This window comes from Dietzia natronolimnaea (assembly GCF_002289575.1).
Lineage (GTDB): Bacteria > Actinomycetota > Actinomycetes > Mycobacteriales > Mycobacteriaceae > Dietzia > Dietzia natronolimnaea_A.
The window spans coordinates 1-20,658 of the sequence record NZ_NTGA01000033.1 but is presented as its reverse complement, the minus strand read 5'-3'; the positions used below and the strand labels follow the sequence as shown (position 1 = coordinate 20,658).

Below are 20,658 nucleotides of genomic sequence, written 5' to 3'. Positions count from 1 at the left end.
GGAGGCGAGCATGACCAGCGCGCACAAGCTTCCCAGCGACCGGTCGTCAAATTCTGTGCCGGGGTGGTTGGCGGCCCCCACTGAAGGGGACCGGGCCCCGGTGTGGGATTCGCCGGTGCCGCGTCCGGCAGGGCGGGCGCCGGTGATCTGGCTACTGGGCGCTCACGGCGGGGCCGGGGTGTCCACCTTGGAGTCGATGTGGGCACCTGCCGCGGACAGTCGGCGCGGATGGCCCGCCGCTGATGCCACGCCGTTCGTTGTCGTCGTCGCTCGGATGCACGCCGCGGGCCTGGACGCCGCGCACCGGTTGTGTCTCCAACACCAGGCCGGGGCGGTCGGCGGATGCTCACTACTGGGCCTGGTGACCGTCGCGGCGACCCCCGACAAACCGGCACTGTCGCTGTCGCGCCGCCGCGAGCTCGTCGCCGCTGCGGCGGGCGCGAGCTGGCACATCGACTGGATTCCCGAACTGCTGACCACCACACCGCCCGAGCTGGCGACGTGGACGCCCAACTACACCGCCCCGGTGGTGAAGCGGTTTGCCCGCCCACCAGCACCCACCGACGCGGTCCCGACGTCCGTCGCTGCCGCCGCAGCGGAGGTCTTCACCGCCGCCGCCGAGCGGTGGCGCGGCCGGACAACAAAGTCCTGACCCCAAGCTCATCCGTGGGCACCAGACCACAAGGAGAACTCCATGTTTGTCGAGACGATTCACGCCGCCGCCCCGGTGGCCGAGCACATCATCGCCGTCGGGGAGAACCTGTCCCCACAGGAAATCCCAGGAGCGGGCGTGAAGGTCGACACCGCGCTGTCGTACTTCATGTGGGGCTGCATCGCGATCGGGATCATGGGCGTAATGGCCGCCGGCGCCTACTTCATCATGGCCCGCTCGTCGGGCCGTGGCGACGAGGTCCAGGCCACGGTCGCCCGCATCATCGGTGGCTGCCTGCTCATCATGCTGGCCGGCCCCATCGTCAACGCGCTGGTCTCCTAGAACCGTGCTCGCCGACGTGGTGACCGTCCTGGCACAGGATCCGGGCGCGGTGCTGCCCCCGACCAGTCCTGTTGGACCACCGGCCGAGGCGATGACCCGCTTCACCCAGGCAGTCGGCTGGGTGAAGTGGGGCGCCACCGCCGTCCTGGTCGCCGGGGTGATGGCGATCGGCGCGCTGCTGACGATCGACAACCGCCTGATCGACCAGTACGGGCCCTCGATCCAGGCGATCACCATCAAGGTCATCGTCGGGTGCCTGATCGTGGCCTCCGCCGGCCACATCGCCGACGTTTTCATCTAGAAGGAGAGATAGCTGTGCGACGGGTTCTCATCACTGCGGCGATAGCGCTGCTGCTACCCATCTCAGCCTGCTCAACAGATGAGCAGACCGAGGCCCCGGCCGTCGACGTCGCCGCTGCGCCTGCCGACCTCACCTGGCGCAACGTCGCAGGGCTCAAGGTTCCCACCTCCCGTGCCGACGGCCCGGCAAGGACGTCCCCGCCTCAGGGCTACAGCCACACGCCGCAGGGTGCGGCGCTGGCGGCGGCGAACGGTCAGGCGGCTTTGGCCACGGCCCCGGATGCCACCTGGCCCGAGGTGGTGCGCACGGTGACCGCTCCCGGCCCGGGACGCGATCAGTGGGCGCAAGCCCGGGTGCTGATGAGCGTGTCCGGAGCAGTTGACCCGGCGGTGGCGACGACGTTCTCCGGCTTCAAGGTCAGCGACTACTCACCCGAGCGGGCGATCGTGCTGCTGGCTACCTCCACTCCACCGTCCGCCGACGAGCCAGAGCCCCTCCTGGCTGCTTACCCGGTGCAGCTCGCCTGGACCGGGGCGGACTGGAAGGTCGTTCTGCCCACGCAGGCCGACAACATCGACGCCGCCGAGATCCAGACGCTGGACGGGTTCACGACCTGGGACGAGGACAACCAATGACGAAGAAGACGTGGATCACCGCCGCTGCAGTACTGGTTGTGTCGCTGGTGGTGTTGGTCGTGGTCATCGCCATGACCGGACGGGACGAAGAAGCCGGCCAAGCGGCGCCTGCGCCGGAGCCGACCTCGGCGCCTGTCGTCTCAACGCCCGCAGTCCAGCCGGGGCGAGTGGTAAGTGACCTCGTGGGTCGGCAAGTCACGGTCGTGGAGGTCCCCGGAGGACAACCCCTAGGGCAGAGCGAAGAGGCTGGATCGTTCCCCGCCGGCACCGAACAGGTGGCCGCACCATCAGGCCTGACACTGCAGCGCGTTCCGAGCGGGACCACCTTGATGGTGTCCACCTCGGACGGCCCCACCGACGTCGAGGAAGACGTCATGACTGGCTACGCCCGTTCACCAGGCGGAGCAGCCCTGCTCACCGCCAACTACATCGGCCTGGGCCTGGAGATGGGGCCGGTGTACGCCGACTTCATGCAGCGCTATGCCCCCGAGCTCGTCGCGGAGGAGCCCGGGTTGCTTGAGGAGCTCCGGAACCGCGGGACGGCGGCACAGGGGCAAGCACTTCGGGCCGCCGAGGGCTTTCAAGCTCCCCGGTGGTTCCGCTTCAGCCACTGCTCTCCCGAGTTTTGCACCGTCGATGCGGCGATGCCGTCGGTGGCGGACGCAGTCGGCCAGGTCGACACCATCGACGTGAGCGCTACCGAGCATCCAGTCGTTCGCGTGTCTGTTGCCTGGACCGGCGAACAGTGGGAGATCGTCTCTGGGCGGTCTTTGCCGGCGCTCGAGGAGCTGGATCGGTCGTGGGTGCTGTGGATCTGAGACGCCTCACGCAACTGGCAGTCGCTCTCCTGGCCGCTGTGTTGGCCTCGGTCGCGGTGGCGGCGCCAGCCGCCGCCCAGAACACTGATCAGAACGAGTTCCAGTCGTTCTACGAGGAGTGCCGAGACGGCGAGGTCGGCGGCGGGTTCCTTGACGGCGGTCTGCTCTCCGATACGGGGGCACACGATTGGATGAGGGAGTCTGCCCATGCTGGCGGACTGCGAGAGACGCTCACGGCCCCGGTCCGGGGTGTTCAGTCGGCCGCCTGCAACACCGTCGGCGCGGCACTCAATCCAACCGATGCGGCCGAGGCGATTGCCTCTGGATTCTGGGGCGATCCGATTGGCGATTTCGTCAAATCGCTACTTGAGGGCAACGCGCAGTCGTTGGCGCTGATCATGACGATGTGGATCAAGGAGTCGCCGTTCTCGGGCGCTGACTTCGCCTCCTCTGTCGAGGGGATATTCAATCTGACCCTGTGGGCGCAGGCGTTGCTGTTCGTGGTGTCGCTGATCGTGGCAGGCACTCGGATGGCGATCGCTCGTAATCGCGGCTTGGGTGATGGTTTCGAGGACGTCGGCCAGCTCGTGTTCAACTTCGTTCTGGCCGGCGCCGCCCTGCCGGTGGTGATCTTGTCCCTGCATTTGGCCACGGATGCGGTGTCGGCGCAGTGGCTCACCGATGGATTGGGCGGGGATCCCGCGGCGGCGATCAATGCGGTGGCTCTGATCGACGAGGAGACCGGCCTTGGTCCGGCGGCGGTGCTGATTCTCGTGGTGTTCGCCCTGTTGGGAGCGCTGGCGCAGATGGTCGCTCTAGTGGTCCGAGAGGGTCTGCTGGTGGTGGTGGTAGGTCTGCTGCCGCTCGCGGCGGCATCGTTTGCGATGAACACGGGCAAGCAGGCATTCAAGTCGATGATCGGTTTCGTGGTGGCGGCGCTGCTGTTCAAGCCGGTAGCAACCCTGCTGTACCTGGCGGCGTTCTGGATGTCCTCGGGGACACAGGCGCCGTCGGTGATGGAGGCGGTGTCGTCGATGCTGCTGCTGGCTGCTGCGGGTCTGGTTCTCCCGGCACTGATGCGGGTGGTCGCCCCGGCGGTGTCCGCCTCAGTGGCTGGCGGCAGTGCGGCCGGCATCGGTGCGGTCGCCGCTGGCGCGACCGGCGCTGTCGCAGGAGCCGCGGGGGCGGCGCTGGGCAGTGCGTCGCAGAGCATGGCGGGTGCGGCCTCCCCGGCGGCGTCGGGATCTGGTGGCCAGGGCGCGGCGAACGGGGCGGCGTACCTCGGGCCGCACTCGTCTGGTTCGTCGTCGACCCCGCCGTCAGGTGGGGGCTCCGGCCCCACCCCAGCGGCGCCAGCGGGGGCGGGCTCACCAGCAGGCGCAAGCCCGGCGGGGGGCGGCAGCTCAAGCGGTGGCGGTGCGGCCGCCAAGCCTCAGGGCGGAGTTGCTGGTGCGGTGGCCGGCGCGGGGCGCGGCGCCAGTGCTGTTGCAGGCCTGGCGGGTGCGGGAGTTGGCGCGGTGGCTTCGGCGGCGCATGGCGCAGCACGCATGACCCAGTCCACCGAGCAGATGCTCGACGGTGCCCTGGCCGCGCACCCGACTCCCCATCACTACCGATAGAAGAGCGCGCAAGGAGACAGCTGGTGTCTATGACAGGCGAGCAGGCGGACCTGCGGCTCTACACGCTGGGCGAGAAGTCGCAGCGCACGGGCATGTTCGGCCTGCCGTTGCGGGCGACGATCATCGCCGGGGTTGCGTTCATCGTGGCGATGTTGGTCCTGATGCAGGGCGGGTTGGGCGCGGGGGCGCTCATTGCGGTGCTGGCGGTGGGGTACCTGGCCCCGGCGGTGCTGCGTATCGGAAATCGAACTCTCTACGAGGTGGCACAAATGAGATGGCAGTTCTGGCGGGCGCAGGCAGCTGGGTCGACGGTGTACCGGTCCGGACCCAACTCACGAGTGCCGGGGGGTCGATACCGGCTACCGGGAGCACTGGCCAAGACCGAGCTGCACGTCGGCCGAGACGTGGCGGGCAATGACTTCGCGCTGATCCGAGACCGAGCATTGAACCAGTACACGGTCCTGCTCAATGCGTCCTCGCGTGGGCAGGAGCCGCTGACGGTTGCCAACCGTAACGACATGACGGCCGAATGGGGAGCCTGGCTGGCCGACCTCTCGCTCAACGACGACGTGGTGGCCGCCACGGTGACAGTCGAGTCCTACCCGACCACCGGCCAGGACCTCATGGCGGCAGTGAAGAACTCGGTAGACGAGTCCACGCCCGAGATCGCCCGCAGGATTCAGGCCGAATCAGCGGTGGAGTTCGCTCGCGGCAAGCTGGTGACCCGGTCTTGGATCGCGATCACGTTCAAGGCCGCTACAGCGATGCAGCGCAAGGACCCCGAGGCGATGGCCACGGACCTGGGGTTCCGACTTCCGGGCCTGTATCAGCGGCTCGAGTATGCCGGGGTGTCGGCCACGCCGATGAGCCCGGAGGCCGCGGTGGGTCTGGCAATGCGCTGCTATCGCCCGGATCTCGAGGAGGTCATCAACAGGGCACGCTTGGCGTCCGAACCGCTGGGAGTGGACTGGGAGGATGCCGGTCCAGCCACGGCAGTGGCCAAGTGGAACCACTACCGGCACGAAGACTGGGTCTCGCGCAGTTTCGAGATGGCCGCCCCGCCGGCAGCAGCCTTCCCGGACCACGTTCTGCGGCCGCTGCTGGAGCCGAAAACGGACATCCCGCGTAAACGGATCACGCTGGTGTACCGGCCGATCGCCGCCGGTGACGGGCAGCGGCAGGTGGAGAAAGAGCACACTGACGCGGTCAACGCCGCGAACAAGACCCGCTCGATCGGTAAGGCCACGGCGGGCCTACGTCTGGAACGCACCGAGGCCGCCCGGCAAGCGCTGGCCCGAGGTGGGCAGCTCGGCGAGTACTCGCTGCTGGTGACCCTGACCCTGCGGGACACAGAGCTGCTCGACCAAGGGGCGGCGATCATCGGCCAACTCGGCAACCGATCGCAGCTACGGCTGCACTCGACCAACGGCCAGCAGGATGCAGCGTTCGCCGCGGGCCTGGGCCTGGGCGTTCTGCTCGATCAGAAGTCCACGATCTCGAGTTTTGCGAGGGCCGAGTGATGGCGCGCCGGTCGAAGACCCCGATCGGGCCGGCCGAGCTCGAGGAGCTGCACTCGCGCGTCACTGCGGGTGACGCGCCGCCTCCGTGGGTGGTGACTCCGACAGGTCGGGCGTACAAGCGATGGTGCGATGAGCACCCGGAGCGCGCCGAGCAGGTGCGCACCGCGCGACAGGCGCCTCAGGTCCGCTACCGCAAGCCCCGGTTCACCAGTCGATACGGCTCGGTCGACGGTCGCGGGTTCAAGGGCGCGTTCTCGGGCCGTATGGCTGTGGCCTCTGCTCCTGGTGCGACGCAGACCTCGACGAACTACGGCTGTGGGTTCAACCCGTGGGTGGTGGGGGCGACCGCCCCGGCAGTGGGTGTGCCGTTGGGAGTCCACGCCCAAACGGGGCAGGACGTCTCGGGGGACGTGCTGTCGTGGTTCAAGGCGGGGATCATCGGCAACCCCTCGGCCTTTGTGCTGTCGCTACCCGGTCTGGGCAAGTCGACACTCATTCGCAAGCAGTTCATCGGCGCAGTCGCCCAAGGGCATGTGCCGATCGTCGCTGGTGACATCAAGGGCGAGTACGTGGCGGTGACCGACGCGATGGTCACCCCGGCCGGAAAGCGCGGACAGGTGATCCGGCTGGGCCACGGTCACGGGCACCTGAACCCGCTGGCCGCGGGAGCGCTAGGGGAGGCAATCCCGGTGATGCGTGCTCATCTGGAGGAACTGCACGCCCGGGGCGAGGACAACACCAGGCTGGCCGAGGCGATCACCGAGACCGAGGAGTCGGTGCACTCCCGGCAGGTGACGATGGTGATGGCTCTGGCCGAGCTGATCCGTGGCCGGACCCTGGCCGACTTCGAGGGGTTGGTGATCTCCGCGTCGTTGCGGTCCATGCGAGAGTCCGGGCAGTTCTCGTTCTCCTCGCCACCGCTGTTGCGCGATCTGATCGACTTCATTCGGTCGGGTAACGACGGGCTACGCCGCGCGCTGTTCGTGGCCGACGAGACCGAGTATCGCCGCACCGTGCAGACCCTCGTACAGACCCTGGAGTCACTGACTGACGGGGTGATGGGACAGGTCTTCGCTGAGCACACCACCACCAAGATCGACCTCGACGCCCCCGCGATCTGTATCGACGTCTCGGCCATCTCGCGCGGTGACCAGTCCCTCAAGGCAGGGGTGTTGCTGGCGTGCTGGTCGGATGCCTACGGGGCGATGGAGGCCGCGCACGTGCTGGCCGACTGCGGCCTGGCCAATCAGCGCTACTTCCTGGCGATCCTGGATGAGATGTGGGCGACCCTCGGAGCCGGCGCGGGGATGGTGCAGCGAGTAGACGAACTCACCAGGCTCAACCGCACCGATGGCACGGGACTGCTGATGATCACCCACACAGGACGCGACCTGGAAACGCTGCCCAATGAGGTCGACGTCAAGACCGCGATGGGCTTCATCGAGCGGGCCGGCATGGTCATCTGTGGCGGTCTGCCCGCCGGAGAGCTGGACCGCCTCAAGGGCGTACTCCAGTTCAGCGATGCGGAGGCGGCCATGATCACCGCGTGGTCCAAGGGCGCTCCGATCGAGCGCACACAGCTACGCCAAGAGAAGAAGCGACCGCTGGGTCAGGGCATGTTCATGCTCAAACCGTCCAAAGACGGAACCCACGGGATCCCGATCCACGTGCAGCTGACCCATACCGAGCGGGCGACCAACATCCACGACACCAACACTCGGCTGCGGGAGTTCCTCGACGCCGCGCCCTCGTCCCAGCAGGCGGCGATCGCATGAACGCCTCACCGTACGACGACGCCTTCCGCAACCAGGTCGTAGAGCGGCTGGTCGACCTGGAGCCCGGGTTCCCCTCAACCTCCGCCGCGGCAGAGGTCGTCGCCCGCGAGTTCGGCATCAGCCGCGACTCCGTGCGCCGCTGGGCGGTCGCAGCCGGGGCATGGATGGCCCACAACTCCTCCACCCTGCGGGCACTGCAAGCCGAGAACGCCGCACTGCGGGCACAGCTAGGCCGGTAGTGACGATGCGTCCGGTCAAGCTCGTCGTCGGCCTGGTCATCGGTGTCATCCTGCTGGCGCTGGTGATCGTGGTGATCCTCGGTCCGAACAGTGACGACCGGTGCCTCCCCGACGGCGGCATCACCGGAGGCGGCGGCGTGCCCGCCGGCGAGCTCAGCCTGCCGGTCGCCGAGGGCGACTACGTCGTGTCCTCGACGTATAAGAGCGCGGACCGGCCCGATCACCGGGGCATCGACCTGGCCGCCCCCGACGGCACCCCGATGTACGCGATGGCCGGGGGAGTGGTGACAGCCGCCGGCCCCGCCTCCGGGTTCGGGAACTGGATCATCATCGACCACACGATCGACGGCAAGCCCTACTCGACCGTCTACGGGCACATGTGGGACGACGGGGTCGCAGTGCAAGTGGGCGACACCGTCACCGCAGGACAGCACATCGGCAAAGTGGGCAACAACGGCCAGTCCACCGGCGCTCACCTGCACTTTGAGGTGTGGAAGGGAGGAAGGCTGGCGGGGGGAGGCGAAACCGACCCGCAGCCATGGCTCGACAGGGCAGTCAACCCGGGCTCCGGCGGGAGCGAACCAGACGACCAGGACAGCAGCAGGACCCCGGCCCCGTCCTCGCCGAAGCGGCCAGTTCCGCCGTCTGGCGGGGAGCTGCCCGATTCGGACAAGATCCAGTCTAAGGAGAACCTGCAGGTCGATTCGATCCGCGTCGCCCGGGCCGTCGCACAGCGGTTCCCGTCAGTGCAGACCATCGGTGGTTGGCGCCCGGTCGATGCCTACCCGGACCACCCCTCGGGGCGGGCGGTGGACATCATGATCCCGGACTACGAATCGGGCGAGGGCCGTGAGCTGGGAAATCGCATCAAGAACTACCTGCTCACACACCGCGAGTTCTTCCATCTCGAGTACATGATCTGGCGGCAGATGTACATCCCCGCCGAAGGCCAGCCCAACCAGATGCCGGACCGGGGCACCCCGACCGAGAACCACTTCGACCACGTCCACGTCACCGTCGTCGGCGGCGGGAAGCCGACGGACGACCAGCGCTACGGATCGGCCCCCACCGACGGAGCTGACGACTCCTCGGAGACCAGCGGCGCCGCAGGCGGCGAGGACTGCGCCCCGGACTTTGGGCACCGGAGCCTGAACACCGGTGAGATTCCCGAGGAGCTGCGCAGGTGGATCGACCTGGGCGGCCAGGTGTGCCGCGAGGTCGATTCGCCGCTATTGGCCGGGTTGCTCTACCACGAGTCGGTGGGGTTTCAGGCCACCGCGGTGTCACCGGCCGGCGCCCAGGGCTACGGGCAGTTCATGCCTGGCACGTGGGCGTCCAAGGGCGCGAAGGTCGACGACAACGGTCAGGTGGCCGGACCGCCCGGCTCGGGATCCCCGTCCGATCCGGCCGATGCAACGATGGCCGCCGCCCGCTACCTGTGCGAGATCGCCGTGGGCCAGCGAGAGGGCATCGCCTCCGGCCAACTCAGCGGGGATCCGCAGGCACTGATGCTGGCCGGGTACAACGCTGGCCCGGGAGCGGTGCAGCAGTACGGAGGGGTTCCGCCCTACGCCGAGACTCAGAAGTACGTGGTCATCGTGCCTCAAGAGGCCGAGCGGTTCGGACGCGCATGAACGAGATGAGGGATCAAGCGATGAGCAGAATGAAACTAGTCCTACTAGCGGCACTAGTGATCGCCGTAGCGGTGGCTGCCGTGGCGGTAGCGATCACGCTGGGCCGCGAGGACGAACCCGGCACCGACGCACACGTGCACATCGACCCGATCACCACGGCAGACGAGGTGGCGGTCGCGGTGATGTCCGGGGTCCACACGTGGACCCCGGCTCAGCAGCAGTCCCCGTGGGATGCGATGCACGCGATCGCCGACCAGCTGACCGGACCGATGGCCACCGCAGCGGCGACTCGTCCCGATCCCGATCCCACGCCCCGGCAGTGGCCGGCCTGGGCCAGGTCCGGTGACCGCGTGATCGGAGCTGCCAGCCTGGCCGGCGAGCAGGACCCGGTCGCAGGCGACGCTCACGCCGCGCAGCGGGTGGTGCTCCTCCAGCAGAAGGTGCTGCACACCGACGGAGCGACCACCCCACTCGAGCAGATCACCGTGACCGTCGAGCTGGAGCTCGCCGGCGACCACTGGAAAGTCTCCGGCTACCAGTACAGATCCGTCGGCGAATAGACCAGCGCGAACACCACATTAAGGAGCAGTCATGGCAGGCAAAGACGTCGCAAGAAAGTCACAGCCGCGCGAACCCGGACCGACAATCGCACTGGCCACCATGGGTCTCATCGCGGCCGCGGTGCTCGGCGTGTGGGCGTGCGTCACACTCGGGGAGAAGCTCACGGCCAGCGGCCAGGACGTCCCCGGCAACCCGGTAGTCGCGGTGATCGACCTGGCGCAAGGACAGATCGAGTGGACCACCGGCGCCACCATCGTCGCGGTCGCCCTAGTGCTCATCGCCGGCGCCCTGCTGGGCGGTGTCGCAGGTGCACTGGGGCGCCGGCAGGCCCGCAAGACTCGCGTGGACGACGTGAGCCAGCACCTCGCCGGCCGCGCGGACGTGAAATCACTGTCTGCCAAGAGCGTGACTCGCGCGAACCGCAGCCGGGGCGAGGCCACCAGCGTCCCCGGGGTGTACATCGGCAAGGAGGTCTCCACCGGGCAAGACCTCTGGGGCGGTTGGGAGGACCTGCACCTGGATCTGTGGGGTCCCAGGCAGGGCAAGACCTCCAGCCGGATCATCCCGATGATCCGGCGAGCGCCGGGCATCTGCATCTCCACCTCATGCAAGCGCGACGTCATCGAGGCCACGATGCCGTTTCGGCAGCAGGTCGGCCGGGTCTGGGTGCTCGACCCGCAGGACAAGGCCCTCGGTCTGGACACCTCGAGGTGGTACTTCGATCCCCTGGACTTCGTGCGCCGCGATCAGTGGTGGGACGGCAATGCCGAGGAGCTCGCCGAGATCTTCAACGCTGCCACCGCCCGCGGGGAGGCCGGCAGTGACCCGAACGCCTACTTCTACAGCCAGGCTGTCGACCTGCTCGCCTCGCTGTTCCTGGCGGCAGCGATGGAGGGACGGCCCATCACCGACGTCTACGGCTGGGTGTCCAACCTGGAGGACTCCACCCCGGTCGAGATCCTCTCGGGCAGTCAATGGGGGCCGCAGGCCGCAGACCTGGCCAGTAAGTACCGCGCCGAGCCCCGCACCCGCTCCAACGTCTTCTCCGCGGCCAAGAACATGATCTCTTGCCTGGGACGACGCCAGATCGTTCGGTGGTTGACCCCGCAGGCCGGCGCAGAGCGATTCGACCCGGTCGCGTTCGCAGGCTCCACCGCCGACACCCTGTATCTGGTCTCCGATGAGGAGAACCCGATCGGTCGGCCGGTGACGTCGATCTTGACCGTGGCCGTGTTCAAGGCCCTGGTCGACCGCGCCGACACCTGCCCTGGCTCGCGTCTGCCGGTCCCAGTGACCGCGGCGCTGGACGAGATCGCCAACATCGTGCGCTGGCCCCGCCTACCCGACTACTACTCCACGTTCGGCTCTCGCGGCATCATCTGCGACACCGTGCTCCAGTCCTATGCCCAGGGCGTCGAGGTCTGGGGGGAGCAGGGCATGAAGAAACTGTGGTCGGCCGCGTCGATCGTGGTCATCGGCCCCGGTCACAAGGACTACCGCTTCCTCGATGAGTTGGCCCACCTCATTGGCACCCACACCGAACAACAGCGTTCGGTCTCCCACGGCGGCGGCGATCGCGGTAGGTCCGTGTCTACACAGATCGTCGAGAGGCAGACCCTCAATGCCGCAGAGCTAGCGGCACTGCCCTTTGGACGAATGATCGTCCTGGCCACCGGCCGTCGGCCGATTCTGGCCCGAATGGTGCGCTGGGATCACCAGGACCTGCCCCCGGCGCCGAAGAACAAGGAGACGGCGGCGTGAGCCACTTATTCGACGAGCCGATCGTCAAGGCGTTCAGCGCCACCATCGGTGAGGTCGCTAAGACCGCGCTGCCCGCAGCAGTACAGGACGTGCTGGCGACACCGCGCCTGTCGGATCACCTCGCTCGCACCATCGAGCGAGAGGTGGAGCAGTTCGCGGAGACCGAACTAGGTGTGCCGCCATCCCTGCGGTTCACCGACGAATTCGCGTTCTTCGACGACTACCTCCGTCTGGCCTACGAGTCGGGAGGGATGAGCCAGAAGTGGTGCTCACGGTGGTGGGCCCACGGCTCAGTGCGGTTTCGTATCCGCTCGATGTGGCTTGCCTACGAGGCGCTCGCCCGCAAAGACCCGGCCACATGTGACGAGCTGTTTCTTCGCACCATCGGGGACCACCACATGACCCTCCTGACAGGGGAGCGCTCCCCGATGCTCGCCTGCGACACCAGTCACCAACCAGGAAAACCACTCAAATCTGATCCAGTTGAAGGAGGCGCATCATGAGCCCTCATCCCAGCGACCCCGTGGTTGCCAATCTGATCCGCCACGCCCGCGTGGGCGCGTCGGCTAGTCCGTACCCGACACGGACACGCTCGATCGGAGAACACTCCGTCCGCCAGCACTCGGTGGGATCTCTGATAGTTGAGACCGCTCGCGCCGATGCAGGGGTGTCCGGGGAGGTCGCCCAGGCCCGACGAGAGGTGATCGCCGGCGAACTAGAGCGGCGGAGAATGGTCGAAGCTGCCGACGAGGCCCGCAGACGAGCCGAAGTCGACCGTGCGCAGGCCGAACGCGACCGAGATGAGGCAGTGGATCGTGCCCGTCGACAGGGCGGACCTGACCCCGATTTCCTCACTCTCGCCTTGATCGCCGCGGTGACACTCGAAGTGTCCGACACCGACCTGGTCGGAGTACTCGACGCCGCACTCACCGATACTCCCGATCTATCAGCAGCCGATACCGCCGCGCTAGCCGGCGACCGTCGAGTCGGGCTGAGCCCTGATCAACTGTCGGATGAGCTGACCGCTACAGGCGTCTCCCCGTCGGTCGTAGATGGGTTGGTCAGCCCAGGAGTTGGGACGACCGCGCCGGCTGAACTGATCATGCAGTCCGAGAGTTCCGCGCAGCAGACCCTTGCCCCCCACACCAGTACCCCAACTATCGAGGCATCTCCGGAGGTCGCGGAAGCATGACCGCAAGCGCCTCCAGCACCGACGAGCTGCACGCATACCTGGCCGAGGCGTTGGCGGCAGCGAACTCGCCGTTGACTGTCGTTACCGCCGTCCCCAGCCGAGAACCCCTGGGAGATTCACTTTCGAGTCGAGTTGCAGTGCGGAAGCAGTTGAGGTGGCCGACTCATTGACGGTGCTGTCGTCCCAGTCCGTGTCAGGTTCATGCCCGGGGATCGCCTCGTTCACAATGGCGCTCCAGGATGCCTGCCACTGGACCGGGAAGCATCGTTGAAGCAGGTCGAGCATGATCGGAACTGCGGTCGATGCCCCAGGGGAGGCGCCGAGGAGACCCGCGATGGTCCCGCCGCCGCCGACGACGAGTTCAGTTCCCTGCTGGAGCACACCGATACGACGTCGGTCAGGGGTGACCAGTTGCGCGCGCTGCCCGGCGGGCACCAGGTCCCATTGGTTGATGTCTGCGGTCGGGTAGAAGCGCTGCAGCTTGGCGAACTTCTTTCGGGGCCGGGCAGCGAGTTCGCCGAGAAGGTAGCGCATCAGTGACAAGTTCTGGATGAGTGCTGCCGCGATGACGTGCAGGTTGTGCCAGCGCAGCGTGGTGATGAAGTCGGTGAGTCGACCCCCCTTGAGCAGCTTGGTGCTGAAGGTCGCGTAGGGCCCGAACATCAGGTGCCCGGTTCCGTCGACGAAACGCCGGTCGAGATGGGGCACGGACATCGGTGGGGCGCCAATCTCGGCTTGCCCGTAGACCTTCGCCTCGTGGCGGGCGACGACACCCGGTGCCGAGCAGCGGAAGAAGGCGGCCCCGACGGGTAGCACGGCATACCCGCGAATCTCGGGAAGGCGAGCGCGCTGCAGAAGACGCAGCGCCATTCCGCCTGCCCCTACGAACACCCGTCGCCCACGTAGTTCGAACCTGCCGCCACGTGTGCGCCCGCCGACGACCCAGGCGCCGTCCGGGGACCGGCGCAGCGAGCGCACCTCGTGCTCGAGCAGTATCTGCCCGCCGGCGTCGGTGACGATACGCGTCAACCCTTCCGTCAGCGCGCCAAAGTCGACGTCGGTTCCGCCGGGATGACGGGTGGCTGCCATCGGCTCGTCATGAGCCCGTCCCTCCACCATCAAGGGCGCCCACTCGCTGATCGTGGCGGGATCTTCGGTGTAGGCCAACCCGTCGAACAGCGGATCGCTCGTCAGCGTTTCGAACCGCTTCCGAAGATAGGCGATGTCGCGGCGACCAAAGACAACGTCCATGTGCGGGGTGGCGTGAACGAAGGTGTCTGGGGACAACAGTCCTTTGCGCACCAAATGGGCCCACCACTGGCGGCTGAGGTGAAACTGCCGCGCGACCGTCGACGCCTTGCGACCGTCCGCAGGGTCGGGCATGTAATTGAGTTCGCAGAACCCGGAGTGTCCGGTACCAGCGTTGTTCCAGGGCCCGCTGCTCTCGGTAGCCAACCCAGTTGCCCTCTCCAGCAAAATTATCCGCCAGTCGGGCTGCAGAACCGCCAACATCGATCCCAGCGTTGCGGACATGATGCCGCCGCCAATCAAGATGACGTCGGCATCGAACTCCTCGCACGAGCCCGGCCCGGCGTTCGAGGCTCTCCCCATTGACACACGCTCCCGAAGTAGAGAATCAGTGCGTCCAGATTCGCCCGAGACGGTCATTCCGTCCAATGAATGAATGCGACATTACAATCCGATTATGGATCATTGGACGAACCGGCTTGCTCCGCAGCTGCGGGCACTGGTGGAACTGGCCGCCTGCAACGGACACATGACCCAGGCCGCCGCCGCACTCGGCGTCCCTCAGTCATCGATGAGCCGTCGCATTCACGCCTTGGAAGTGGAACTGCACGTTCCGCTCCTCATCCACGACGGAAGGATCGTCCGCCTCACTGCAGCAGCCGAGCGACTGGCTCAGCAAGTGCGAGAGCCACTGCGCCAACTGGACCTGGCAATCGATGATGTGACCGGAGAAGCCGACCCGGATCAAGGGACCGTGCGGTTCGGGTTCCCTCTGACAATGGGGTCAGGACGCGTTCCCGACCTACTCGCCGCATTCCGGCACCACCATCCCGGCATCAAGGTGCTCCTCAAGCAGGCACACGGATCGGCGCTGAGCGCGGATCTTCTCGCGGGTGATCTCGACCTGGCAGTCGTCATCCCCGCGCCCGAACGGCTCAGACACATGCGCATCGGCACCCAACAGATCCAGGTCGCGGTCCCCGACGATCACCGCCTCGCAGCGCTGAAACACGTCCGGCTCGCAGACCTGAAGAACGAAACCTTCATCGCCAACCCGCCCAGCTACAACCTCCGCCAACTGACCGAGACCTGGTGCCGAGAAGCGGGCTACACGCCTGACATCGCATTCGAGGTAACCGAGTTCGCCACCATCCGTGAACTGGTAAGCCGCGGCCTCGGGATCGCTCTGCTCCCCCACGACGAACGGATACCTCCGGGACTGACCGAACTGCCACTGACCGGCTCCCGATACTGCCGAGACGTCACCCTCGCCTGGGGCGCCACAACCGAAGCACCCCCCACCCGCCGCCTCAGCAGCTTCCTACTCCACCACCTCGACTCACGTGACAACCCCGCATCTACCGCATACAGCCAAGCCGACCGCTGATCGGTTCAACTGCTGTCACCAACCTCATGACCCGCAACAGCTAGCAGCCCAGGCCCAACCGACTTCACCCCAAGCTCACACCTGAGCCGACAGTCCGACCCCGGGCCACAGTTCTAACGCCGGCTCGAGGGCACCCGGCAGGGTCATCAGAGGTCAGCTGACGAATCCGGCCCCGTAGCCGGACCCCAGTCCACAGACGGTCCGGTCGTCTTCCCGACGGCCGGGCCGTTTGCTCTGTCTGCGGCCCGGTGCGCGAGGTAGGAGGCCGCGAAGGGGTCCAGATCCTCGTCGTCCTGTTCGGGGGTCTCCTGGATGGGCGCGTGGGTAAGTCTGGTGTGCTCGGCCAGGGTTGCGGCTGCGTAGTCGGCCAGCTCGGTGTCCATGCCGGGGTGCCGGTAGGGCAGGGGGGCCAGGTGGCCGAGGTCGGTGTCGGTGTCTGTTTCGTATCCCGATAGCCAGCCGGTGGCCGAGGCGAGCGGGTCGTCCGGGGCGTCGACCTCGTGGTGCCACTGCGCGATCGCGGCTGCGACGTCGACGCCGCGGGCCAACGCGCTATCAACCGCCGAGCGCAGAGGCGCCGCTTCTGCCGCAGGCACCTCACCGACGGTCATGGAGCCCACCAGGTGGGTGGTGTAGTCGCGCACGAGCAGATCGCGGGCGGCGGCGTAGCCGGCGGCCATGCGGTCCGGGTCGTCTGCGGCGGACAGAGCGTCGCGCAGTTGCTCGGTGGCGGTGGTGTGTCCGTCGTCCCGGGCCAGGGCCGCGGTTAGGACGCCGCGGGCGGTGGTGAGCCGGTCGTCGACCTCGGGGGGCAGGTGTGGCTTCTCGGTCTCCACATCCAGGGGAGAGTCTGTGACGGCGTAGGCGTGGTTCTCGGCCCGGCCGCGGGACAGGGCGACGTACAGGCCGCGGCGGTTGGTCGCCTCGTCGACGACGGTGCGGGAGACGTCGACGGTGATGCCCTGCGCGCGGTGGATAGTGCTCGCGTAGCCCAGCTCGGTACAGCCGGTGACGTAGTCGGCATCGAGGGTGACCCGGCCCCGGTGCCCAAGGTGCCTCACGGTCAGCGACCCGTCGCGGGCTACCTTCTCCACGCGCCAGCGGTCACCGTTCTGCACGCGGGAGCCGGGCCTGGTTCCACCCTTGGTGCGAAGGTCCCCGTTGTTGGTGCGGGTGACGACGATGTCGCCGCGGCCGGCGGTGAGATCATCAGCAAGGTCGGCCAGACGGCGCGTTCTCGCGGTCCCGGTGTCACGGTGACGATTCTGGATCTGGGTGTTGAGCACGCGGACTGTGGCGGTGGTGGAGGCCAGGACGATCCCGTCGCGGCCGGCGTCAGTGTCGGCGAAGTGATCGGCCACTGCGGCGGCGATCATCTCCTCACGGGCGCCGCCGTGGATCCAGCCTTTGTCGGCGTGGAATTGCAGGGCGCCGGCGTCGCCGGAGCGGATGCCGATGGAGGCGTGGGCTTGGGCGGTGTCGTCCCCGAACCGGACGACGTCGGTCAGTTCGGGGGCGTTGGTCTGGCAGGCCACAAGGCGCATGAGTCCGCCGGACTCGACGGCGTCGAGCTGCGCGGGATCTCCCACCATGCGCACCACAGCGCCGCGATCGCGGGCGATCTCCACGAGCGCCGCGACGTCCTTGGTGGAGGCCATGGCGGCCTCATCGAGTAGCAGCATCGCACCCGGTTCGATGGCGAGCGGCAGCCCTTCGGGACTGCGCGGCGCGTAGCCCATGTGCTCCAGTTTTCCGCGCCAGCGGTAGGTCAGCGAGGCAAGCGTGCGGGCTTCGGCGCCGATCTCCTCACCGAGGGTTTCGGCGGCGACCGCGGACGGCGCCAGGGCGATGACCTGTCGTCCGGAAGCTTGCCAGGCGGCGGTGACGGCCTTCATGGAGGTGGTCTTGCCGGTGCCGGCGGGACCGACGCCGGCGGCGACGAGCCCGCCGGATAGGCAGAAATGTTCGGCTAGTGTTCGCTGTCCGGGGTTGAGGACGCGGCCGCTCGCGGACTCTTGCTCGGCGATAACTGCCCGCAGTTGCTCGCCGGTGGTGAACACCGGGACGGGAGTTTGTGCGGCGCCGGTGACCAGTTGCTCGGCGTCGAGCATGGCGGTTGAGGTGTGGAGCAGCTCGCCGTGGCGCTCGAGGACACTGAGCCCGTCGGAATCGCGCCGCAATGCGGTGGGCGTCTCCAGCGTCTCGGGCGTCGACAGGGCCACCGACCCGCGTTCAAGGGCGTGGTCAACCACGGTAGTCACCGCGTGGTCCCGCTCGGTGGGTGAGGTGAAGGCGACGTTGGTCAGTTGGGTCTCGACTACGGCCCGCACGTGCGCGTGGGTCCACGTCGCTCGGGCATCGGACACGGCCTCGATGACGCGGGCGGACTCGACCTCGACGGCATCCATCTGCCGCACCGAGGGGTTCATCTCGCCTGCCTGACTGTCCGGAGTTTCGGGGTTCAGCGCACGGGAGACCATAGCGTCGACGGCGGCTTCTGATCCGAGGTGCCGGGCGGCCAATCGGCGCCAGGTCGACTGGTGGTCGGCCAGCGACCGGGACTCCTGCTTGCCTTCCCGGGTGTCTAGCGTGGCTTGCTGGAGAAGGGCGTACTGGACCGCCTGAGTCGGTGCCCGGCCGTGGGTGGCCCGGTACTCGGCGAGGAGCTCGTCGCGGCGAGCCTCGACCATTTGTCGGCGTGAGGAGAACGCCCGGCACAGCGTCTGATCGATGCCGGCGACCTCCCAGACGGGCTGCCTGTCCCTGGTGGGATAGCGGGCCTCGAACGCCACGCCCATCTCCCGGCGAAGCCGATCAACGATCGCCGCGTTGTAGCGCTGGGACGCGGCCACGGCGTGCTTGTGCAGCGCCGCACCATCGAGGGCGGACCACTTGCCATCGACGCCCAACACCTTGTTCGACACCGCGCAGTGGGTGTGCAGGTTCGGGTCGCCGGCGCGGGTGTCGTAGTGGTCGAACTGAGCCACGATCAAGCCGTGGGTGTCGATCTGCCGCTCGCTGCGATCACCGCGGCGGGTGAAGGCGGCCTCGCGCTCGATCCACGCCAGACAGTCGTTGACACACTCCCGGTGGATGCGTTCGATCTCCCGCCGAGTGTCGGTGTCCGCCAGGGCCCACAGGGTGCTGACGGACTTCTGCGGAGTGAACACCAGATCCATGCCGGCGACCGGCTGACGCACGTTGCTGCGCTGCGCGGCGGCCCAGGACAGCAGCTCCCGCTCCGTGGGTGGCTGGTGCCCGAACTTGGCGCGGTAGTGCTTGTCTGCCAGCGTCCGCCACGCCTCCGAGGTGGTGGCCTTGTCGATCGTGTGGCCCTCCTCGGCCAGCTCCCGGAGCGTGGACTTGTACTCCTCCACGAGCGGGATCTCGTTCTTGAACTCCGGGAACTTCCGACCGAGCGCGGTCGCCTTGAGGTCGGCGCCGGCCTCGAGCATCTGGTCGGTGTTGGGGTGCCGGCCCTCGCCGAACAGCGCCTTCATCTGCTCCTCGGACACCGTGCCGGAAACCGGGCTGATCTCAGAGAGCGCTTCCAAGCCAGCGCCATGCCAGCGGCCGGGAGGGGTGCCATTGGCGGTGTAGTAGTCGGTCAGCTCCTGGCCACGTTCGCGCAGCCGGTCAGCAGTAGCTACCTGACGTGTCAGGTAGCTGTAGCCGTCCCCGGCGTGCAGCACGTGGAGGGTCATCACGACGCCCACTCTAACCCCACGTCAGCGCCCGGTCACGGACGAAGTCTGAAAATCAGCAAGAGGTGTGTAGGTTCTCGGGGGCTGAGCGAAGCGAAGTACAAGCGTGGAACGAAGTGACACGTCCGGATGGGGCACTGGTGGGGGACCGGGGGCATAGCAGGCTCTGGTGTGCGATCGTCGGCAGCGTTAGAGTTGGGTGGCGAGAACAGGCCCAGCTCGACTACAGGGAAGCGACTACCGTGGCTAAGACCTCCGACAAGACCAGCGCCCGCAACCGCGCCAGGCAGGCGCTCGCCGAGAAGCAGCGCAAGCGCCGGGAGCGCGACGAGCGCATCGAGGCAGCGGCCACCCGCTATTTCACCGCCGCCGACGCGATCGCCAAGGCTCGCCTCGATGCCGGAGAGGCGATCAAGGCTCTCATCGACGAGGGCGAACCGCGCGGCGAGATCGCCGAACTCCTCGGCATCTCCACCCGCGACATCAAGACGGCCCTCGACACACTGGGTGACGACCAACAGGAGCAGGTTGCCTCGGCGCAGGACACGCACGATGAGGCCCCGGCGGAGGCCACTGGGGACCGCAACGTGGCGTGAGCGCCTCGGGCCCGATCGCCCTGCCGGGGTCGAAGGATGGACTCCTGCCCCGCTGCGACAGTGTCTTTACCCCTCGGCGCCTCGGGCAGGGCGGGGGAGTCTAAGCGGGGAGCTGTTACCGGGCCTGCTCCACAACGCGCTCTTTAGAGTGCGCCCGGCGTCTTGCCGCCGGGCGCACCCACCAGCGGACACTGCGCAACCGTGCGGGCCCGGCCATCGCCGACGCTGTCGTAGCTGACACCTATCCTCGCCCCACCCGGTAACAGTTCCCTCAACACCCTCGAGGCCCCGATGACCGCAGCACTGTTCCCTCTACCGGCCGCACCGGACACGCAGCAGCTCTCTCTGCTCGGCGATCCCCGGCCGGTGCGCACCCCGGCGACACTGTGGCGCATCTGGCTCACCGACCCCGCCACCCGGCAACGGTTCGAGAACAAGCGCTACCGCCGCGGCCCCGACCAGTGCTGGCCCTGGATCGGCGCGATCTCCTCCACCGGACACGGTTCCTTCCGCGCCGCCAGCCTGCCTGGGCTCTCCCGCCGCGGCACCGTCCCCGCGCACCTGTACGCCTACCAACTCGCGCACGGCATCATCGACCGACTCGGCTGGAGCGCCCTGACCGACCCCATCCTGTGCCACCGCTGCGACTACGCCGGCTGCACCAACCCGAACCA

18 protein-coding genes and 1 pseudogene are annotated in these 20,658 nt (G+C 67.7%); 17 read left to right on the top strand and 2 right to left on the bottom strand.

The features are described from left to right. The first annotated feature begins 10 nt into the window (after positions 1–10). The 14 genes from CEY15_RS18215 (at position 11) to CEY15_RS18200 (ending at position 13,049) form a co-directional block, all read left to right on the top strand. Entirely contained in the window at positions 11–652 is a 642-nt protein-coding gene (locus tag CEY15_RS18215) for a DUF6668 family protein (protein WP_141244278.1), read from the top strand. 42 nt (positions 653–694) lie between these two features. Then, positions 695–994: a hypothetical protein gene (locus tag CEY15_RS15850; RefSeq protein WP_017838657.1), complete on the top strand. Its 300-nt coding sequence runs from the start codon at positions 695–697 to the stop codon at positions 992–994. 4 nt (positions 995–998) lie between these two features. After that, a complete protein-coding gene (locus CEY15_RS15845; RefSeq protein ID WP_017838656.1) occupies positions 999–1,295 on the top strand; it encodes a hypothetical protein in 297 nt (98 codons plus the stop codon). 14 nt (positions 1,296–1,309) lie between these two features. After that, complete coding sequence (locus tag CEY15_RS15840; protein ID WP_245847669.1) at positions 1,310–1,930, top strand: hypothetical protein; 621 nt, start codon at positions 1,310–1,312, stop codon at positions 1,928–1,930. Then, a complete protein-coding gene (locus tag CEY15_RS15835; protein ID WP_095719239.1) occupies positions 1,927–2,748 on the top strand; it encodes a hypothetical protein in 822 nt (273 codons plus the stop codon). The genes CEY15_RS15840 and CEY15_RS15835 overlap by 4 nt, the downstream gene beginning before the upstream one ends. Then, positions 2,730–4,367, top strand: a complete 1,638-nt coding sequence (locus CEY15_RS18535) for a hypothetical protein (protein ID WP_176475150.1) — start codon at positions 2,730–2,732, stop codon at positions 4,365–4,367. Before CEY15_RS15835 ends, CEY15_RS18535 begins: the two co-directional genes overlap by 19 nt. Before the next feature lie 29 nt (positions 4,368–4,396). Beyond that, the gene (locus CEY15_RS15825; protein ID WP_095719237.1) at positions 4,397–5,887 is read left to right on the top strand and encodes an SCO6880 family protein; all 1,491 of its coding nucleotides are present in this window, start codon (positions 4,397–4,399) and stop codon (positions 5,885–5,887) included. After that, complete coding sequence (locus CEY15_RS15820) at positions 5,887–7,662, top strand: ATP/GTP-binding protein (protein WP_245847668.1); 1,776 nt, start codon at positions 5,887–5,889, stop codon at positions 7,660–7,662. The genes CEY15_RS15825 and CEY15_RS15820 overlap by 1 nt, the downstream gene beginning before the upstream one ends. Beyond that, complete coding sequence (locus tag CEY15_RS15815) at positions 7,659–7,901, top strand: transposase (protein ID WP_017836505.1); 243 nt, start codon at positions 7,659–7,661, stop codon at positions 7,899–7,901. The genes CEY15_RS15820 and CEY15_RS15815 overlap by 4 nt, the downstream gene beginning before the upstream one ends. Before the next feature lie 5 nt (positions 7,902–7,906). Continuing rightward, the gene (locus CEY15_RS15810; protein ID WP_245847667.1) at positions 7,907–9,535 is read left to right on the top strand and encodes a peptidoglycan DD-metalloendopeptidase family protein; all 1,629 of its coding nucleotides are present in this window, start codon (positions 7,907–7,909) and stop codon (positions 9,533–9,535) included. Between the two features lie 80 nt (positions 9,536–9,615). After that, positions 9,616–10,095 carry a hypothetical protein gene (locus CEY15_RS15805; RefSeq protein ID WP_245847666.1) on the top strand — a complete coding sequence of 160 codons (480 nt, stop codon included), beginning with the start codon at positions 9,616–9,618 and terminating at the stop codon, positions 10,093–10,095. Between the two features lie 31 nt (positions 10,096–10,126). Beyond that, entirely contained in the window at positions 10,127–11,857 is a 1,731-nt protein-coding gene (locus CEY15_RS15800; protein ID WP_095719234.1) for a type IV secretory system conjugative DNA transfer family protein, read from the top strand. Continuing rightward, positions 11,854–12,360, top strand: a complete 507-nt coding sequence (locus tag CEY15_RS15795; protein WP_095719233.1) for a DUF4913 domain-containing protein — start codon at positions 11,854–11,856, stop codon at positions 12,358–12,360. Before CEY15_RS15800 ends, CEY15_RS15795 begins: the two co-directional genes overlap by 4 nt. Then, positions 12,357–13,049, top strand: coding sequence for a hypothetical protein (locus CEY15_RS18200; RefSeq protein WP_141244275.1), 693 nt, complete (start codon positions 12,357–12,359; stop codon positions 13,047–13,049). Before CEY15_RS15795 ends, CEY15_RS18200 begins: the two co-directional genes overlap by 4 nt. 81 nt (positions 13,050–13,130) lie before the next feature. Here CEY15_RS18200 and CEY15_RS15790 read toward each other — a convergent pair whose 3' ends face one another. Continuing rightward, on the bottom strand, positions 13,131–14,660 hold the full coding sequence (locus CEY15_RS15790; protein WP_095719232.1) for a malate:quinone oxidoreductase: 1,530 nt from the start codon (positions 14,658–14,660) through the stop codon (positions 13,131–13,133). A 94-nt stretch (positions 14,661–14,754) separates the two neighbouring features. On the opposite strand from CEY15_RS15790, the gene CEY15_RS15785 reads away from it, so the two are divergent. Continuing rightward, the gene (locus CEY15_RS15785) at positions 14,755–15,684 is read left to right on the top strand and encodes a LysR family transcriptional regulator (protein WP_095719231.1); all 930 of its coding nucleotides are present in this window, start codon (positions 14,755–14,757) and stop codon (positions 15,682–15,684) included. A gap of 146 nt (positions 15,685–15,830) precedes the next feature. Here CEY15_RS15785 and mobF read toward each other — a convergent pair whose 3' ends face one another. Next, complete coding sequence (gene mobF / locus CEY15_RS18530) at positions 15,831–19,388, bottom strand: MobF family relaxase (RefSeq protein WP_176475149.1); 3,558 nt, start codon at positions 19,386–19,388, stop codon at positions 15,831–15,833. A gap of 242 nt (positions 19,389–19,630) precedes the next feature. Here mobF and CEY15_RS15775 point away from each other — a divergent pair, with 242 nt between their 5' ends. Together CEY15_RS15775 and CEY15_RS15770 are read left to right on the top strand one after the other, a co-directional pair. Beyond that, entirely contained in the window at positions 19,631–19,984 is a 354-nt protein-coding gene (locus CEY15_RS15775) for a hypothetical protein (protein WP_069388802.1), read from the top strand. A gap of 291 nt (positions 19,985–20,275) precedes the next feature. After that, positions 20,276–20,658 (top strand): annotated as a pseudogene (locus CEY15_RS15770) (hypothetical protein); the annotation flags it as partial.

Coding starts and splice junctions, on each gene's coding strand:
- mobF (WP_176475149.1), bottom strand. CDS start 19,388: ATGACCCTCCACGTGCTGCACGCCGGGGACGGCTACAGCTACCTGACA.
- CEY15_RS15825 (WP_095719237.1), top strand. CDS start 4,397: ATGACAGGCGAGCAGGCGGACCTGCGGCTCTACACGCTGGGCGAGAAG.
- CEY15_RS15800 (WP_095719234.1), top strand. CDS start 10,127: ATGGCAGGCAAAGACGTCGCAAGAAAGTCACAGCCGCGCGAACCCGGA.
- CEY15_RS15850 (WP_017838657.1), top strand. CDS start 695: ATGTTTGTCGAGACGATTCACGCCGCCGCCCCGGTGGCCGAGCACATC.
- CEY15_RS18215 (WP_141244278.1), top strand. CDS start 11: ATGACCAGCGCGCACAAGCTTCCCAGCGACCGGTCGTCAAATTCTGTG.
- CEY15_RS15820 (WP_245847668.1), top strand. CDS start 5,887: ATGGCGCGCCGGTCGAAGACCCCGATCGGGCCGGCCGAGCTCGAGGAG.
- CEY15_RS15790 (WP_095719232.1), bottom strand. CDS start 14,660: ATGGGGAGAGCCTCGAACGCCGGGCCGGGCTCGTGCGAGGAGTTCGAT.
- CEY15_RS15815 (WP_017836505.1), top strand. CDS start 7,659: ATGAACGCCTCACCGTACGACGACGCCTTCCGCAACCAGGTCGTAGAG.
- CEY15_RS15785 (WP_095719231.1), top strand. CDS start 14,755: ATGGATCATTGGACGAACCGGCTTGCTCCGCAGCTGCGGGCACTGGTG.
- CEY15_RS18200 (WP_141244275.1), top strand. CDS start 12,357: ATGAGCCCTCATCCCAGCGACCCCGTGGTTGCCAATCTGATCCGCCAC.
- CEY15_RS15835 (WP_095719239.1), top strand. CDS start 1,927: ATGACGAAGAAGACGTGGATCACCGCCGCTGCAGTACTGGTTGTGTCG.
- CEY15_RS15810 (WP_245847667.1), top strand. CDS start 7,907: ATGCGTCCGGTCAAGCTCGTCGTCGGCCTGGTCATCGGTGTCATCCTG.